This is a genomic window from Actinoallomurus iriomotensis, assembly GCF_030269445.1.
GTDB classification, from domain to species: Bacteria; Actinomycetota; Actinomycetes; order Streptosporangiales; family Streptosporangiaceae; genus Actinoallomurus; species Actinoallomurus iriomotensis.
In genome coordinates, this window is the sequence record NZ_BSTJ01000002.1 from 210,278 (window position 1) to 225,696 (window position 15,419).

Here is a 15,419-nt window from a genome sequence, read left to right on the forward strand (position 1 = left end):
GGTAGCCGATGTGGAAGGGAACCGGCATGGCCGAAGGCAGACCACCATCTCCGTCCGACCTGACGGCGGTCAGGAAACGACTGGGCCGGGTCGGCGTCTGGTTCATGACGACCGTCGCGGAGATCTCGGCGGAAGAGGAACAGCAAGGGGCGGCGACCATCGAGGAGCTGGGCTACTCGACGTTCTGGTTCGGTGAGGGCCCGGACACCAGGGAGTCCTTCACGCACGCGGCCGTGCTGCTGTCCGGCACGGAGCGGCTGAACGTCGCCACGGGCATCGCCAACATCTTCGGCCGGGACGCGATCGCGGCGGCCAACGGAGCCAACACGCTGGCCGACGCGTGGCCCGGCCGGTTCACGCTGGGCATGGGGGTGAGCCACGCACCGCTGGTCAACCCTCGGGGCCACGACTACACCAGACCTGTGTCCACCATGCGTGCCTACCTCGACGCCATGGACGCCACCAAGTTCGGGCCACCGCTGCCCGAGGCGCCGCCGCGGCTGCTGGCCGCGCTCCGCCGCTCGATGCTGGAGCTTGCGGCGAGCCGGGCCCAGGGCGCGCACACCTACTTCGTCCCGCCCGAGCACACCAGGCGGGCCCGCGAAATCCTCGGCCCGGAGCCGCTCCTGGTGCCCGAACAGGCCGTCGTGCTCGACACCGACGCGGACCGGGCGCGGGCCGCCGCCCGCGACTACGCGGCCTTCTATCTCGCGCTGCCCAACTACCTCAACAACCTGCGCGAGCTAGGCTTCTCCGACGCCGACTTCAAGAACGGCGGCAGCGACGCGCTCATCGATGCCATCGTGTGCCACGGTGATCCGGACGCCATCACCGAACGTGTCCGCGCCCACCACGACGCCGGCGCCGACCATGTCTGCGTGCAGCCGATCGCCCGGACCTTCGCCGAGCAGGTCGAGCACCTGCGGACCCTCGCACCCGTCCTGGTCGGCTGACCGTGCCGGCCCCGGTCTACGTGACGGTGAGACCATGACCAGGGCGATCGGCCTCGCCGGTACCGGCCGCTCGGCCGCCGAGATCTACGCGCCGTCGCTGGCATCGTGGCCGAAGACCGCGTTCGCGGGCGTGTGGTCGCCGTCTCCCGACGCCACCCGCGCTCTCGCCGAACGCCACTCCGTGCCCGCGTACGACCGGTTCGCCGAGTTGCTCGACCACTGCGACGCCGTCGCGTTCGCCGTGCCGCCGGCCGCGCAGTCGCCCCTGGCCGTGATCGCGGCGGGACGGCACAAGCACGTGCTGCTGAGACCGCCGATCGCCGGTGAGCTGGCCGGTGCCGAGGAGCTGGCGGACGTGGTCGCCGCCACCGATGTGATCTCTCAGATCGCGTTGACCTGGCGTTACTCTCCGACCGTGCGCTCGTTTCTGTCGTCCCAGGTCGAGCGGACGCACCCGCAAGGCGGCACCGGACGGCTCATCTCCGCCGCTCTGGCCGGCGACACTCCAGCCCGGCCCTGGCGGCCCGACCGCGGCGTGCTCATGGACATGGGGGTCGACGTCCTGGACCTGCTCGACGCCGCACTCGGCCACACGGCGTCGATCCGCGCACACGGCGAGCCATGGGGGTGGGTCGGATTGCTGCTCGAACACGAGGGCGGTCGCTTCAGCGAGGTCTCGCTGTACGCGACCGCGTCGGCGGACGAACCGGCCCGCGCGGAGGTCGAGGTCTTCGGCTCGGGCGGCTCCGCCGTGATCGACGGTGCGGAGGTCACCGGACCGGAGGCGTACGCGACGATGGTCGAAGAGTTCGCGGACGCGATCGAGCGGCACGCGCCGCACCCGCTGGACGTCCGGCACGGCCTCCATCTCCAGCGGCTGCTCGACGCCGCGACCACCGACCTGCTCACCGGCCGCTGACGACCCGCCGCCATCACCCGGCCGCGCCGTCAGTGACGGAAGGCTCCTCGATCCGTCCGGCGAGATACGTCGCCACCTCCCGCAGCGCCGCCTGCACCGCGCCGTAACCCTCGTGGCAAAGCCGTAGGAAGGTGTGATGCTGAGCGATGACCTGGGAACCAGGCCGGGAGAAGTTGAGGGTGAAGGTCGGCAGATCGCCGCCGAGGTAGTTGACCCGCTCCGGCGACCACGCCGATCGCGTTCTCGTCGCACGCCTCGGCGCCGAGGTGGAACCGGTCGCCCTCCATGGGCACGAGGCGGGGTCCGATATCCCAGTGGTCGCAGAACTTCTTCCAGCACACCTGGACGTTGACGCCCATCACGAGGTTGGGCCGGGCGCCGGCGCCATACCGGCCGGCGTTGCGTCGCGCCCAGCGGCGCTTGAGCGCCAGGTCGAACATGAGCTCGTCGCGGATCAGCCGCGCGACGGTCGCCGGCGTCATCGGGCGTCGGGCGGTTCGTGCCGAGGAAGGACCGTCGTGGTGCCGGACGCCGGATCTGCGGCCCCGAACAGCGGGCTCACCTGGAGCGGCCGATGCCGGTGCCGCTCCCGGTCGTTACTCCTCAGCGCCATCTTCGCTCCCCTGGCAGCCGCGCCGAGAAGTCGGTCTCGCAGGCGGCCGTTCGAGTGCGGGCCGACGACGGTCAAAACCCGGGTCTGGAGACGCGCGCCTCCTGCCGCGTCGGGGGCTCGCCGGCCCGAGTCCACAGGCGGCGGTTCCGGCTCGCCCGGGTGAAGGTGGGTCCCGCCTCGCGCGGGTGAACAGGACGATCGGTGAAATCTGCGCGCGATCCCGCTTTCGCGCCGTTCGTCTGGCTCGGGCGTGAGGCCGGAATGGCGCGGGAAGTGGCGCATCGGGCGTGAAGCGCGCCTAGATCTTCCCCAAAACCAGTACACAACCTGGGCGAAGGCCGGATCCGCGGGTAATCAGCGAAACGCGTGGCGATGCCGGTAGCAAGGCACTGGCCTGCACCTACTCACATCTAAGGGGAGACATGGGACTCAAGACAATGGTCCTGGCCGGCACCACGCTGGCGACCATGACCATCGGATTCGCGGCGCCCGCCTTCGCCGCGGCGGCCCCGGCCGCGCAGCCCGGCCGGACGATCGCGGCCCTTCAGACGGGGGGCGACGACGGAAACGACAGCGGCGTCTCGGGCCTCAGCGGGGACTCCCCCGTCTGTTCCGCTCTGGACGCCGAGACCGTTCCGACCGGAGACGTCGTGGGCCGGTGCCTGGCGGGGACGACCCTCGTGTGACCTCTCACCGGTGACGGTCCGCCGTGGCCCGGAGCACGCCTCCCGGACACGCCACGGATCGCGGTGCGGGCCGCCTCCCCGGCGGGGCGGCCCGTACGTTCTTCCGGCAGGGCGCGGGAGCCTCGACGGCCGTCACCCGCCCGCCGGATCCGCGCCGCTCACCGCCGCCCCGTGACGCCCGGTGACCGGACCGGGCAGTCCGGCATCGCCTCCAGCAGCTCGGTGAGCCGGCGCGCGCTGCGCGGGGCGTGGTCGCGGTAGGCGTTCTTCATGATCACGTGCGTGCTCGACGTCTCCCGGGCGAGCTCACAGATGCGCGGCGCCCACTCCGCCAGCTCCCGGGTGGAGTACAGGTATCCGTAGCGCTCGTACCGGTCGTCGCCGGTCCACCGGCCACGGCCGTGGAAGCGGACCTCCGCCAGGCCCGCGGTGGCGGCCGTCACGGGCGGAATGGACCAGGGACGGCCCTGGGGCATGTCGACGCACACGTACGCGATGGCGTGCGAGCGGAGGAAGCCGAGCGTCTCCTCCCGGTTCTCCTCGCTCATCCAGGTCCGGTTGCGGAACTCCGCCGCGATCGGCAGCGGTTCGCAGCGCCGCCCGCACTCCACGACGTAGTCCTTGTTGTGCCGGCCGATGGGGAACCAGCGCGGGAAGGAGAACAGCACCGCCCCGAACCGGCCGGCCTCGCGGAGCGGCGTCAGCGCGGTCACGAAGCGCCGCCAGACCTGCTCGACGACCTCCGGGTCGAGGTCGCGGAGGTAGAAGTTCCCCTCCTTGGGCGGCAGCGCCGTGCGCAGGTCCTTCGGGAACGCCGCGGCGCGGGTGGGATGACAGGTGAGCAGGGAGAACGCCTTGACGTCGAACGTGAAGCCGGCCGGCGTCCGCCGCGCCCACAGCCGTGTGGTCCGTTCGCCGGGCAGCGCGTAGTAGGTCGAGTCGACCTCCACCACCGGGAACCGGCTCGCGTAGTAGCGCAGGCGCTCGGCCGGCGTACGGGCCCCGGGCGGATACCACCCCGAGGTGAGCAGTGTCTCGTCGGTCCATGACGCCGTGCCGACCAGCACGTCACCCACGTTCCCACGATAGGCGGATCGCCGGCGTCGCCGCCCGGTTGATCCGCGAGAAACGGCAGTTCATCCCGTTCATCACGATTAGGACGGGAAGACGGGGGAATCCGAAGCATCCCAAAGGAGGGACGCGGATGGACGGAACACCGGTACTGGTCGGGGGCGGGAGTGCGGTCCTGCCGGCAGACGTACTCCCGCTGGCACCCGGGGATCCGGTCACGGTCGGAGGCCACACGCTGATCGGGCGGCTCGGCGCCGGGGGCATGGGCGTGGTGTACCTCGGCCGCGACGAGAACGGCCGCCTGGCGGCGGTCAAGGTCGCGCACACGGGAACGGTCGGCGAGGAGGAGGCGCGGGCCCGGTTCCGGGACGAGGTGGCGTCCCTGATCCGGGTCCCCTCGCACTACACGGCCCGCCCGCTGGCGGACGGCACCGCGCAGACCCCGCCCTACATCGTCACCGAGTACGTCGCGGGCCCCTCGCTGAAGGAGATCATCGCCAGGGACGGCGCGCTGCCGCCGGAACGGCTGCGCACGCTCGCCACGGGCGTGCTGCGCGCGCTGGCCGCGATTCACCGGGCGGGCCTGGTCCACCGCGACCTGAAGCCGGCGAACGTCCTGATGGGACCGACCGGCCCTCGCGTCATCGACTTCGGTATCGCCCAGAGCGTCTCCGCCGCGGGTGGGCCCACCGAGACCGGCAAGGTCGTCGGAAGCGTCGGCTGGATCGCGCCCGAACGCCTGGCCCGCCGGCCCGCCTCGCCCGCCTCCGACGTCTTCTGCTGGGGATGTCTCGTCGCCTACGCCGGCACCGCACGGAACCCGTTCGGCGAGGGCGACGCCCTGGAGATGGCCGGCCGGGCCCTCTTCGAGCAGCCCGACCTGGGCGGCCTCGACCCGTCCCTGCGGTCCCTGGTGACCTCCGCGCTCGCCAAGGACCCCGACGACCGGCCCACCGCCGCCCAGCTGCTCGCCCGCCTGGACCCGGCCGACCCACTCGCGGCCGGCGACCTGGCGGACGACACCGCGACGAACCTGACACCGATCACCGACACCCGCCGGAGGCCGAGGATGCTGGCCGCGGCGTGCGCGGCGTCGGTCGCCGCCGTCGCCGCGGGCACGTGGATCCTGCCGCAGGCGGTACAGCCGGCGACGTCGGCCGGCGGCAGCGCCCCCGTCCAGCAGACGCATCGGCCGCCGAGCGCCGCGGACGTCGCCGTGATCTCCCGCGAGCCGGCCAGGACCCCGCAGCGGGGCACCCGGACCCTCGGCCGGCCGGAGGACACCACCCCCACCACGAAGCCCGCCGGCGGTCACGCGCCCTCGTCGCACGGCAAGGCCAAGGGCAAGCAGCATAACCACAAGAAGGGCCCCAAGTAGCCGGGCGCAGGCGTCAACCGCGAGCTTCGACCACACGAGACGGGTCGTACGGGCTCAGGTCGAGCTCCGGCGTACGGCCGAGGGCGAGTTCGGCCGCCACCGCTCCGGCGTACGGCCCCGTCGTCAGGCCGGTCGGGCCGAACCCTGTCGCCACGATGAGTCCCGGGGCTCCCGCGACCGCGCCGAGGAGCGGGCGCTCGTCCAGGCTCGCCGGGCGGAAGCCCACGCGGATGTCGGCGACCGTGGCGTCGGCCAGGCCCGGCGCGACGGAGATGGCCTCATCCAGCACCTCGCGCAGTCCCGCGGCGGTCACCCGGTGGTCGAATCCGGTGCCGTGCTCACGGGTCGCCCCGACCACGATCCGTGAGTCGTCAAAGGCCAGCATGTAGTGGTCGCCCTCGGGCAGCACGATCGGCCATCGGCGGGTGTCGGCGCCGGGCAGCCGCAGGTGCACGATCTGCCCCCGCTGCGGGACGACCGGCAGGGGCGTCGCGGGCGACGCGAGAACGTCGGCGGACCACGCACCCGCCGCCAGGACGACCGCGTCGGCCGGGACGGCGTCTCCGTCGACCGCCACGGTCCACCGGCCGTCCTCGGTCAGCGTGACGCGCGCGGAGCCGCTCCGGCGTACCGTCCCCCGCCGCTCGGCGGCGGCCAGCAGCGTGTCGCGCAGCCGCGCACCGTCCACGCGGGCCGCGCCGGTGACGTGGACCGCCGGCCAGTCATCCCGTAGCGGCGGGAACAGCCGCCTCGCCTCACCGGGGTCGAGCACGGTGACCTCGCCGACCTCCGGCTCGTCGGCCCGTCGGCGCCGGGCCCGTTCGGCGCTCTCCCGTACCCGCTCGGCCGAGCCGGCCACGGCCAGCGCGCCGGTACGGGCGTACCCGGTGTCGGACCGGCCGTCGGCGTTCAGCCGGCCGACCAGCTCCGGGTAGTAGCGCGCGCCCGCGCTCGCGAGCCGGTATCGCGCCGGGTCGGTTCCCCGGGACAGCCACGGGCAGACGATGCCGGCTCCGGCCGCCGTCGCCTGCCCCTCGTCCGCCCGGTCGACCAGCGTCACCCGCCCCCCGGCCGCGGCCAGGTGGTAGGCGGTGCTGGCCCCGACGATGCCCGCGCCGACAACGATGATCTCCACGGCTCTCCCTCCGTGTGGTGGCGCGCCGGTCGCGGCGCGTGTCACCACCGTACGGAGGCAGCGACCTCACACAACGGCGAAGCCGGGCCGAGGGACGATCCCGGCCCGGCTTCGGTGTGTCGTCGGTCAGCTGGAGTTCATGGCCGACATCCGGACGATGAAGCTCAGGATGCCGAGCACGACGGCGACGATGCCGCCGATCCACGCCACCTTGGCGATCGTGTCCGGCCTCCCCTGGGCGCGGAACTGGCTCTGGGCGACGAGCCCGAGCACGATCGCCGCCGGCGAGCAGCAGAACCAGCACACGATGCCGATGATCGCCAGGACCTGAGGCGTGCTGGACTGCGGGGCCTGCTGCGGGTAGCCCGCACCACCGTAACCAGGGGGCGGCGGCTGAGGCGGGTATCCCATAATTCCTCCCGTTAGATAATGCCGAAGCGCTGGAGCTGCCAGATCTCCGCGAAAGCAAGAATCGCGACAATAGCGAATACAGGCAGCAACTGTCGCCATCGATTCGGTAGCTCACGCCAAAAAGTCGCCGCTCTGGAACGCCGGATGAACGGCACGAGAACGAACCCGGCGCAGACGGCGACCGCCAAAGGGGAGGCACCGGCCGCCCCGACGAGGTCGGCGTGCCCGAGACGGACCGCGGCCGTGGTGAACCCGCACATCGGGCACGGGATCCCCGTCGCTTCCCGTAGCAGGCACAACGTCGGCGGGCGCGGAACGCGAAGCAGGGCGAGCCCGACGACGACGGCGACGAGCACCGCCGACCGCCAAGCCGCCGCCAGCGGGCGCGAGGTCACCATACGCACAGTGTGCACCACGGACGAGCTGCGTCTCGGTGAATTCCACACTGATCCCTCGCCGCCGGTCCGGCGACGAGGAGACGAAGATCACAGCTCGGCACCGGGTTCGGTCACCGGTGGCCGCGCCCGCGGTACGACGACCGGCGAGCCGTCCCCGGGCGCGCGCAGGATGTCGGCCTCCACGGAGTACAGCTCCTTCACCAGCGCCTCGTCCACGGTGTCGCGAGGCGCGCCGGTCGCGATGACCCGGCCGTCCTTCATCGCGGCGACGGTGTCGGCGTAGCGCGCGGCGGCGGCCAGGTCGTGCTGGACCATGACGACCGTACGGCCCGCCGCCGCGACCTCGCGGACCAGTTCGAGGACGTCGACGACGTGGCCGAGGTCGAGGGCGCTGGTGGGCTCGTCGAGCAGGACGACGGGCGTGCGCTGGGCGAGCACCATCGCGAGCCAGCAGCGCTGCCGCTGCCCGCCCGAGAGCCGGTCGAGGCGTTCGCCGGCCAGCTCCGCGGTGCCGGTGGCCTCCAGCGCCTCGCGCACCGCGTCTTCGTCCTCGCGCGACCACTGGCGCAGCAGGCCCTGGTGGGGATGGCGGCCGTACCGGACGAGTCCGGCGACGGTCACGGCCTCGGGGGCGCGCGGCGACTGGGGCAGCAGGGCGATGCGGTGCGCGGCCTGCCGCCGGCTGAGCCGCCAGACGTCGTCCCCGTCCACATGGACGGTGCCGGAGCCGGGCCGGTGCAGGCGGGCGACGGCGCGCAGCAGGGTCGACTTCCCGCAGCCGTTGGGGCCGACGATCGCGGCGACCCGCCCGGCGGGGACGGTCAGGTCGACGTCCTTGACGACGGGACGGCCGGGGTAGCCGGCGTGCAGCGACCGCACTTCGAGGCCAGGTGTCATGAGGGAGGTCATGCCTTTTCGGTGGTCCGGTGCGAGCGGAAGAGAACCCAGAGGAGGAACGGCCCGCCGAGGACGCTCGTGACGACGCCCACCGGCAGCTCGACGGGGGCGACGACCCGGCCCAGCGCGTCGGCGGCGGTGACGAGCGCGGCGCCGGTCAGGGCGGAGCCGGTCACCGGGACGCGCGTGGGGCCGGCGAGTCGCTGGGCGAGGATCGGAGCGGCGAGGGCGACGAAGGCGATCGGCCCGCCGACACCGACGGCGACCCCGGCGAGGGCGACCGCGAGGGCGAGGGCCGCGGCCCGTACCCGCCGCAGGTCGACGCCGAGGGAAGCCGCCATGTCGTCGTCGAAGCGCAGGAGCTGGAGGCGGTGCCCGGCCGCGAGCGAGAGCGGCAGGAGGAACAGCAGCGCGATCAGCAGCGGCCCGCCGACGCTCCAGTCGCGCCCGTTGAGGCTGCCGACGGCCCACAGGAACACGCCGCCCGCGGTGTTGTCGTTCTGGCGGGACATGACGAGGTCGCTGACGGCGCCGACGAACGTGGAGACGCCGATGCCGACGACGAGGAGGCGGTGGCCGGCCACGCCGGCGCCGCCCGCGCACAGCACGACCAGCACCGCGGCGGCGACCGCGCCGAGCGGGCCGAGCCACCAGTCACCGACCATGCCGGTCGCCGAGCCGGCCGCGGAGGCGACGACGGCGGCGGTCGCGCCCTCGTTGACGCCGACGAGGTCGGGGGTGGCCAGCCGGTTGCCGGCGAGGGTCTGGGTGAGGCAGCCCGAGACGCCGAGGGCGGCGCCCACCATGAGGCCCGCGAAGACGCGAGGCAGCCGCAGATCCCAGACGATCATGATGCTTCCGGGGTCGCCCGCGCGGAGCAGGCCGGAGACGGTCTGCTCCAGGCTCATGCCGGTCGAGCTCGCCGTCACCGCGACGACGACGAGGACGGCGACGAGGGGCACGAGGAACGCCGCGGCGAGCGCGCTGCGCCGGGGGAAGAGCCACGAGAGGGTCCCCGTGCGCAGGGGCGTGCTGTCGGGCGGAGTGACGTCCGTCATGCCGAGGCTCCCGCGGTCGACAGCCGGGACGAGCGGGCGATCCACACGAGCAGCGGACCACCGACGAAGGCGAGCAGCACGCTGACCGGAGTCTCCCAGGGCCGGATGACGATCCGGGCGAGCACGTCGGCGAGGATCATGACGTCGGCCGCGATCAGCGCGGACAGGACGAGCTGCGCGGCCATCCGCGCCCCGGTCGTCAGGACCCGCGCGGCGAACGGGGCGAGGAGCCCGAGGAAGGCGATCGGCCCGGCGACGGCGACGGCGCAGCCGACGAGCAGCGACACGCTCCCGGCGACGGCCAGCCGGATCCGGCCGGGGTGGTGGCCGAGCGAGCGGGCGCCGTCGTCGCCGAGGCCGAGCGCCGCCAGGGGCCGGGCGCAGCAGAGCGCCGCGAGCAGGCCCACGGTGGCCAGCGGCAGGAGCGGCGCCAGTTCGGAGGTCCGCACCCCGGCGAGCGAGCCGATCGTCCAGTACCGGTACGTGTCGAAGGTCGACTGCGTGCCGAGCAGGACGTACGAGGTGAGGCCGTGGAAGGTGGCGCCGAGCGCGGAGCCCGCGAGGACCAGCCGCAGCGGCGACCCGGCGGTCCGCCCCGACGCGGCGAGCAGGAGGACCACCGCGCTCGCGGCCATCCCGCCGACCAGGGCCCACACCAGCAGCGCGGCCGACGATGACGCGCCGAAGAAGGTCAGGCCGAGGACGACCGCGAAGGCCGCGCCGGAGTTGACGCCGAGCAGCCCGGTCTCGGCCAGCGGGTTGCGGGTCGCGGCCTGGAGCAGGCATCCGGCCGTGCCGAGACAGGCGCCGACGAGCACGGCGGCGAGGGTGCGCGGCAGGCGTACGCCGACGACGGCGAGCCGCAGCCGGGCGTCGGCGCGGGCGGCGGGATCGCCGGCGAGGTAGTTCCAGGCGTCGCGGGGAGAGCTCGATCCGGTGCCGATGAGCAGGGACGACAACACCAGGACCAGCAGGAGGGCGAGTGCGGCCAGGACCCAGAAGGCGGGCCGCACCGGCGACGGGCGGGGTCCGTGATGACCGGATCCGGATCTTTTCGGCCGCACCCCTTGCGCGATCGACATGAGGTTAGCCTAACCTAAGTTCGCCCGCCCGAACCTGGCGATTTCGAACGGCAGACGTCTGCCCGAGAACCCCCCTTTCGCCATGCCGGTTTCCGGCCAGTGCCCGGCCTTTCACCGCGTTTCCCCCGCCCGCTCACCGCCAAAACAGGGAGATTCACCGTGCTCTTCTCTTCACGCGGCCGCGCCCGCCCCGCCGTCGCGGCCGCCTTCCTCACCGCCTGCGCGCTGACCGCGACCGCCTGCGGATCCGCGGACGCCGGTGACGCGAAGGGGGCCACCACCGCGGTGACCGACGCGACCGGTGCGACGGTGGAGGTGCCCGCCGCGCCGAAACGGGTCGTGGTGCTCAGCGAACTCGACCTGGACTCGGCGCTCACCCTGGGCGTCAGGCCGGTGGGCCTCACCGCGGGCCGCGGCCGGCAGGGCGCGCCGGAGTACCTGGCGGCACAGGCGAAGGGCATCCCGCTCGTGGGCGCGGTGACCGGCCCGGACCTCGAGAAGGTCGTACGGGCCAGACCCGATGTCATCCTCGCCGGGCAGCTCGCCGACAAGCAGGTGCTCGGGCGGCTGCGGAAGGTCGCCCCGACCGTCCTGACGACCGACGCCACCAAGGACTGGAAGAAGTCCGTCCAGCTCACCGGCAAGGTGCTCGGCCGGTCCGCCCAGGCGGAGAAGTTCGTCGCCGACTACGGCACGAAGGTCGCGGCGCTGAAGAAGGACCTCGGCCGGGAGGCCGGCGCGAGCGTGTCCGTGGCCCGCTACTCGGCCAAGGGCACCGCCGTCATGCAGCAGGGCGTGTTCGTCAGCGACGTCCTGGCGGACCTGGGCTTCAAGCGTCCGGGTATCCAGAACGAGAAGGGCGCGGGCCACTCCACCCCGATCAGCGACGAGAACCTCGAGCAGATCGACGGCGACTGGCTGTTCATCGGCACTCTCTCCTCCACCGGCCCGGACGCCGGACTGCTCGGCGAACTGGCCGGCAAGCCCGCCTACCGGCAGCTGGGCGCCGTCCGCGACAAGCACGCCACGGTGATCGACGGGTCGAAGTGGACGAGCCTGGGCGGTCCGCAGGCGGCCGTCTCGGTCCTGGACGACATCCGCAAGGCGATGGTCAGGTGAGCGCCGGTCCGGAACTCGACGGACGGTTCGCCCTGGTCACCGGGGCGGGCCGGGGGATCGGCGCCGCGGTGGTCGCGCGCCTGGCCGGCGACGGTGCCCGCGTCCTCGCCACCGACCTGGACCTCGAAGGCGCCGAGGCGCTCGCCGGCACGTACCCCGGTCAGGTCACCGCCCGGGCGCTCGACGTCACCGACGCGGCCGCCGTCGAGTCGCTCGTCGAGGAGGCCGAGCGCGCGCTCGGCCCGCTGGACGTCGCGGTCAACGTCGCGGGCGTACTGCGCCGCTCGGACGTCACGGAACTGACGGACGAGGACTGGGCGCACACGTTCGCCGTCAACACCGACGGCGTCTTCCACGTCTCACGGTCCGCCGCGCGCCGCATGGCCGCACGCGGCCGCGGCAGCATCGTCACCGTCGCCTCGAACGCGGCCGGCGTGCCGCGGGCGGGCATGTCCGCCTACGCCGCCTCCAAGGCCGCCGCGGTGATGTTCACCAAGTGCCTCGGCCTGGAGGTGGCCGCCCGCGGGGTCCGCTGCAACACCGTCTCGCCCGGCTCGACCCTCACCGACATGCAGCGTTCGATGTGGGCGGCCGCCGGCGTCCAGGACGAGGAGGCCGCCGCGCGGCGCGTCATCGAGGGCGACCTCGCGGCGCACCGCACGGGCATCCCCCTCGGCCGGATCGCCGACCCGGCCGACATCGCCGACGCCGTCCTGTTCCTCGTCTCCGACCGTGCCCGTCACATCACCATGCACGACCTGTACGTCGACGGCGGAGCCACCCTTCGGGCCTGAGCGACCGCCCCCGCTCCGCCGGCTCGTGCCCTCCCCCGACTGGAGACCCCATGTCCACCTCCCTGCACCACGCTCCTCCCCCGGCTTCCGGCCCCCGGCTGCTGTCACCCGGCGAGGCGACCGCCCTGCTCGACGCCTACCAGCCCGGCACCGACCGGTTCCTCGCCTCGCCCCACGCCACGCTGCTGGGCCGCGGTACCGCCGCCGACGTGCCCCATGACGCCCGGCCGCTCACGCGACGGGTACGGGACGTCCTCGACGCACGGCGGCGCGCGGGCGACCCGGCACCGGTCGTCGTCGGCTCGCTGCCCTTCGCCCCGGACGCGCCGCCCGCGCTGGCCGTGCCCGAGTCCGTACGGTGGGCGCCGCCGCTGCACCAGGACCCGCTGATCGCGCTGCCCGTACGCGAGGACGAGCCCGCCGGCTGGCAGGTGCGGGAGGTGCCCGCGCCGGAGCTTTACGGCGCGGCGGTCGCCGCCGCGGTCGAGCGGATGCGCGCCGGGGAGTTCGCCAAGGTGGTCCTCGCCCGCACGCTCGAGCTGACGGCGCCGCGCGAGCCGGACCTGCCGGCCATGCTGCGCCGCCTGGCCCGCCGCGACCCGGCCGGCTACACGTTCGCCGTGCCCAGCGCGCCGGGCCGGCTGCTGATCGGCGCCAGTCCCGAGCTCCTCGTCGCCCGGCGGAACGGGCGGCTCATCGCCAACCCGCTCGCCGGTTCCGCGCCCCGCAGCGCGGACCTGGCCGAGGACGTCCGGCGCGCGGCCGCGCTCCTGGAGTCGCCGAAGGACCTGCACGAGCACGCCGTCGTCGTGGACGCCGTACGCGAGGCGCTCGCGCCGTTCTGCTCCCGCCTGGACGTGCCCGCGCGGCCGACGCTGGCCCGCACCGGGGACATGTGGCACCTGTCCACCACCGTCACCGGCGCGCTCGCCGACCCGGGCGTCACCGCCCTGGACCTGGCCTCGGCCCTGCACCCCACCCCGGCGGTGTGCGGCACGCCGACCGAACTCGCGCACACGGTCATCGCCGAGTCCGAGCCCTTCGACCGCGGCCCGTACACCGGCATGGTCGGCTGGCAGGACGCCGACGGCGACGGCGAGTGGGTCGTGACGATCCGCTGCGCCGAGGCCGAGGGCCGGTCGCTGCGGCTGTTCGCGGGCGCGGGCGTGGTGGCCGCCTCCACGCCGGAGACCGAGACCGCCGAGACGAGCGCCAAGTTCCGCACGTTCCTCAACGCCGTGGGGGCCGCCCTGTGAGTGAGGCACCGGCCACCACGCCGGGTGTCGACGCGCCCACCTGGCCGCCGGAGTTCGCCGAGCGCTACCGCGCGGCGGGTTACTGGCGCGGGGAGACCTTCGGCCGCATGCTGCGCGAGCGCGCCGCCGCGCACCCGGACCGGACCGCGCTGGTCGACCCGGCGCCCGAGCGGCGCACCTGGACGTACCGGGAGCTGGACGAGCGCGCCGACCGGCTGGCCGCCGGGTTCGCGGCGCGCGGGATCGGCCGGGGCGACCGGGTGGTCCTGCAGCTGCCGAATGTCGGCGAGTTCGTCGAGGTCGTCTTCGCGCTGTTCCGGATCGGCGCGCTGCCCGTGTACGCGCTGCCCGCGCACCGCGACACGGAGATCGGCTACTTCTGCTCCTTCACCGAGGCGGTCGCCTACGTCATCCCCGACCGGCACGCGGGCTTCGACCACCGCGCGCTCGCGGCCCGGGTCCAGGAGCGCACGCCGAGCCTGCGGCACGTCTTCGTCGCCGGCGAGCCGGGCGTCCACACCGCGCTGGCGGACGTGCCCGTCGCCGCGGACCCGCCGGAGGCCGGGCCGGAACCGCACGAACTGGCGTTCCTGCAGCTGTCGGGCGGCACCACCGGCGTGCCGAAGCTCATCCCCCGCACCCACGACGACTACATCTACTCGCTGCGGGGCTCGAACGAGATCTGCGACGTCGGCGCGGACACCCGTTTCCTCGTCGTGCTGCCGGCCGCGCACAACTTCCCGATGAGCTCGCCCGGCTGGCTGGGCACGCTGTACGCCGGGGGCACCGTCGTGCTGTGCCCCCGGCCCGACCCGGAGACCGCCTTCCCGCTGATCGAGCGGGAGCGGATCACGATGACCGGGCTGGTGCCCCCGCTCGCCCTCGTGTGGACGGAGGCCGGCCCGGCCACGAGGTACGACCTGTCGAGCCTGGAGCTCGTGCTCGTCGGCGGCGCCAAGTACGGCGAGGAGGCGGCACGGCGGCTGGCGCCCGCGCTGGGCGGCCGGCTCATGCAGGTGTTCGGCACGGCCGAGGGCCTGGTCAACTACACGCGGCTGGACGACGACGAGGAGACCGTCGTCACCACGCAGGGCCGGCCGATCTCACCCGACGATGAGATCCGCATCGTCGACGACGCGGGGAACGAGGTCGCCGAGGGCGAGTTCGGGCACCTGCTGACGCGCGGCCCGTACACCGTCCGGGGCTACTGGCGGGCGCCCGCGCACAACGCGACGGCCTTCACCGAGGACGGTTTCTACCGCACCGGAGACATCGTCCGCCGCACCCCGACCGGCCATCTCGTCGTCGAGGGCCGGGCCAAGGACCAGATCAACCGGGGCGGCGAGAAGGTGGCGCCGGCGGAGATCGAGAACATCATCCTCGCCCATCCGTCCGTGCACGACGTGTCGGTCGTCGCGGTGGCCGACGAGTACCTCGGTGAGCGCTCCCTCGCCTACGTCATCCTGCGCGCGGGCGCGGAGCCGCTGAAGCCCGTCGCCATCAAGCGGTTCGTCCGCGAGCGCGGCGTCGCCGCCTACAAGGTCCCCGACCTCATCGAGTTCGTCGACGCCTTCCCGCACACCGGCGTCGGCAAGGTCAGCAAGAAGCGGTTGCGATCCACCGCGGTCACCCACGAACAGCAGTGAAAG

The 15,419-nt window shown here is 73.7% G+C and carries 15 protein-coding genes; 8 read left to right on the plus strand and 7 right to left on the minus strand.

Annotated elements, in window-relative coordinates; translation table 11 throughout:
• Positions 1-26 precede the first annotated feature (26 nt).
• The 3 genes from QSK37_RS09830 (at position 27) to QSK37_RS09840 (ending at position 3,171) form a co-directional block, all read left to right on the plus strand.
• Positions 27-953: a TIGR03620 family F420-dependent LLM class oxidoreductase gene (locus tag QSK37_RS09830; protein WP_285619176.1), complete on the plus strand. Its 927-nt coding sequence runs from the start codon at positions 27-29 to the stop codon at positions 951-953.
• Between the two features lie 34 nt (positions 954-987).
• Positions 988-1,872: a Gfo/Idh/MocA family protein gene (locus tag QSK37_RS09835; RefSeq protein ID WP_285619178.1), complete on the plus strand. Its 885-nt coding sequence runs from the start codon at positions 988-990 to the stop codon at positions 1,870-1,872.
• Between the two features lie 1,035 nt (positions 1,873-2,907).
• Positions 2,908-3,171 (plus strand): hypothetical protein, encoded by a 264-nt coding sequence (locus tag QSK37_RS09840; RefSeq protein WP_285619180.1) that lies wholly within the window; start codon positions 2,908-2,910, stop codon positions 3,169-3,171.
• A gap of 158 nt (positions 3,172-3,329) precedes the next feature.
• Here QSK37_RS09840 and QSK37_RS09845 read toward each other — a convergent pair whose 3' ends face one another.
• Entirely contained in the window at positions 3,330-4,247 is a 918-nt protein-coding gene (locus QSK37_RS09845) for a DUF72 domain-containing protein (protein WP_285619182.1), read from the minus strand.
• 128 nt (positions 4,248-4,375) lie between these two features.
• On the opposite strand from QSK37_RS09845, the gene QSK37_RS09850 reads away from it, so the two are divergent.
• A complete protein-coding gene (locus QSK37_RS09850) occupies positions 4,376-5,620 on the plus strand; it encodes a serine/threonine-protein kinase (protein ID WP_285619183.1) in 1,245 nt (414 codons plus the stop codon).
• A 13-nt stretch (positions 5,621-5,633) separates the two neighbouring features.
• Here QSK37_RS09850 and QSK37_RS09855 read toward each other — a convergent pair whose 3' ends face one another.
• The 6 genes from QSK37_RS09855 to QSK37_RS09880 form a co-directional block, all read right to left on the minus strand.
• A complete protein-coding gene (locus tag QSK37_RS09855) occupies positions 5,634-6,755 on the minus strand; it encodes an NAD(P)/FAD-dependent oxidoreductase (protein WP_285619185.1) in 1,122 nt (373 codons plus the stop codon).
• A gap of 126 nt (positions 6,756-6,881) precedes the next feature.
• Positions 6,882-7,166, minus strand: a complete 285-nt coding sequence (locus QSK37_RS09860; RefSeq protein ID WP_285581163.1) for a hypothetical protein — start codon at positions 7,164-7,166, stop codon at positions 6,882-6,884.
• Positions 7,167-7,177: 11 nt separating this feature from the next.
• Positions 7,178-7,564 carry a DUF2752 domain-containing protein gene (locus QSK37_RS09865; RefSeq protein ID WP_285581161.1) on the minus strand — a complete coding sequence of 129 codons (387 nt, stop codon included), beginning with the start codon at positions 7,562-7,564 and terminating at the stop codon, positions 7,178-7,180.
• Positions 7,565-7,651: 87 nt separating this feature from the next.
• Positions 7,652-8,473: an ABC transporter ATP-binding protein gene (locus tag QSK37_RS09870; protein ID WP_285619187.1), complete on the minus strand. Its 822-nt coding sequence runs from the start codon at positions 8,471-8,473 to the stop codon at positions 7,652-7,654.
• Positions 8,470-9,519, minus strand: a complete 1,050-nt coding sequence (locus tag QSK37_RS09875) for a FecCD family ABC transporter permease (protein ID WP_285619189.1) — start codon at positions 9,517-9,519, stop codon at positions 8,470-8,472. The genes QSK37_RS09870 and QSK37_RS09875 overlap by 4 nt, the downstream gene beginning before the upstream one ends.
• Positions 9,516-10,601 carry a FecCD family ABC transporter permease gene (locus tag QSK37_RS09880; RefSeq protein WP_285619191.1) on the minus strand — a complete coding sequence of 362 codons (1,086 nt, stop codon included), beginning with the start codon at positions 10,599-10,601 and terminating at the stop codon, positions 9,516-9,518. Before QSK37_RS09880 ends, QSK37_RS09875 begins: the two co-directional genes overlap by 4 nt.
• A gap of 159 nt (positions 10,602-10,760) precedes the next feature.
• Between QSK37_RS09880 and QSK37_RS09885 the strand changes: the two genes are divergently transcribed.
• The 4 genes from QSK37_RS09885 to QSK37_RS09900 are packed head-to-tail and all read left to right on the plus strand — an operon-like array spanning position 10,761 to position 15,416.
• Positions 10,761-11,720, plus strand: coding sequence for an ABC transporter substrate-binding protein (locus QSK37_RS09885; protein ID WP_285619193.1), 960 nt, complete (start codon positions 10,761-10,763; stop codon positions 11,718-11,720).
• Positions 11,717-12,514, plus strand: a complete 798-nt coding sequence (locus tag QSK37_RS09890) for a 2,3-dihydro-2,3-dihydroxybenzoate dehydrogenase (protein WP_285619194.1) — start codon at positions 11,717-11,719, stop codon at positions 12,512-12,514. Before QSK37_RS09885 ends, QSK37_RS09890 begins: the two co-directional genes overlap by 4 nt.
• A 50-nt stretch (positions 12,515-12,564) precedes the next feature.
• A complete protein-coding gene (locus tag QSK37_RS09895) occupies positions 12,565-13,770 on the plus strand; it encodes an isochorismate synthase (protein WP_285619196.1) in 1,206 nt (401 codons plus the stop codon).
• A complete protein-coding gene (locus tag QSK37_RS09900) occupies positions 13,767-15,416 on the plus strand; it encodes a (2,3-dihydroxybenzoyl)adenylate synthase (protein WP_285619198.1) in 1,650 nt (549 codons plus the stop codon). Before QSK37_RS09895 ends, QSK37_RS09900 begins: the two co-directional genes overlap by 4 nt.
• Positions 15,417-15,419: the final 3 nt, after the last annotated feature.

What these genes read in the sequence shown, in the direction of transcription:
- QSK37_RS09835 (WP_285619178.1), top strand. Translation starts at nt 988, where the DNA reads ATGACCAGGGCGATCGGCCTCGCCGGTACCGGCCGCTCGGCCGCCGAG.
- QSK37_RS09880 (WP_285619191.1), bottom strand. Translation starts at nt 10,601, where the DNA reads ATGTCGATCGCGCAAGGGGTGCGGCCGAAAAGATCCGGATCCGGTCAT.
- QSK37_RS09860 (WP_285581163.1), bottom strand. Translation starts at nt 7,166, where the DNA reads ATGGGATACCCGCCTCAGCCGCCGCCCCCTGGTTACGGTGGTGCGGGC.
- QSK37_RS09865 (WP_285581161.1), bottom strand. Translation starts at nt 7,564, where the DNA reads ATGGTGACCTCGCGCCCGCTGGCGGCGGCTTGGCGGTCGGCGGTGCTC.
- QSK37_RS09850 (WP_285619183.1), top strand. Translation starts at nt 4,376, where the DNA reads ATGGACGGAACACCGGTACTGGTCGGGGGCGGGAGTGCGGTCCTGCCG.
- QSK37_RS09840 (WP_285619180.1), top strand. Translation starts at nt 2,908, where the DNA reads ATGGGACTCAAGACAATGGTCCTGGCCGGCACCACGCTGGCGACCATG.
- QSK37_RS09875 (WP_285619189.1), bottom strand. Translation starts at nt 9,519, where the DNA reads ATGACGGACGTCACTCCGCCCGACAGCACGCCCCTGCGCACGGGGACC.
- QSK37_RS09830 (WP_285619176.1), top strand. Translation starts at nt 27, where the DNA reads ATGGCCGAAGGCAGACCACCATCTCCGTCCGACCTGACGGCGGTCAGG.
- QSK37_RS09870 (WP_285619187.1), bottom strand. Translation starts at nt 8,473, where the DNA reads ATGACCTCCCTCATGACACCTGGCCTCGAAGTGCGGTCGCTGCACGCC.
- QSK37_RS09895 (WP_285619196.1), top strand. Translation starts at nt 12,565, where the DNA reads ATGTCCACCTCCCTGCACCACGCTCCTCCCCCGGCTTCCGGCCCCCGG.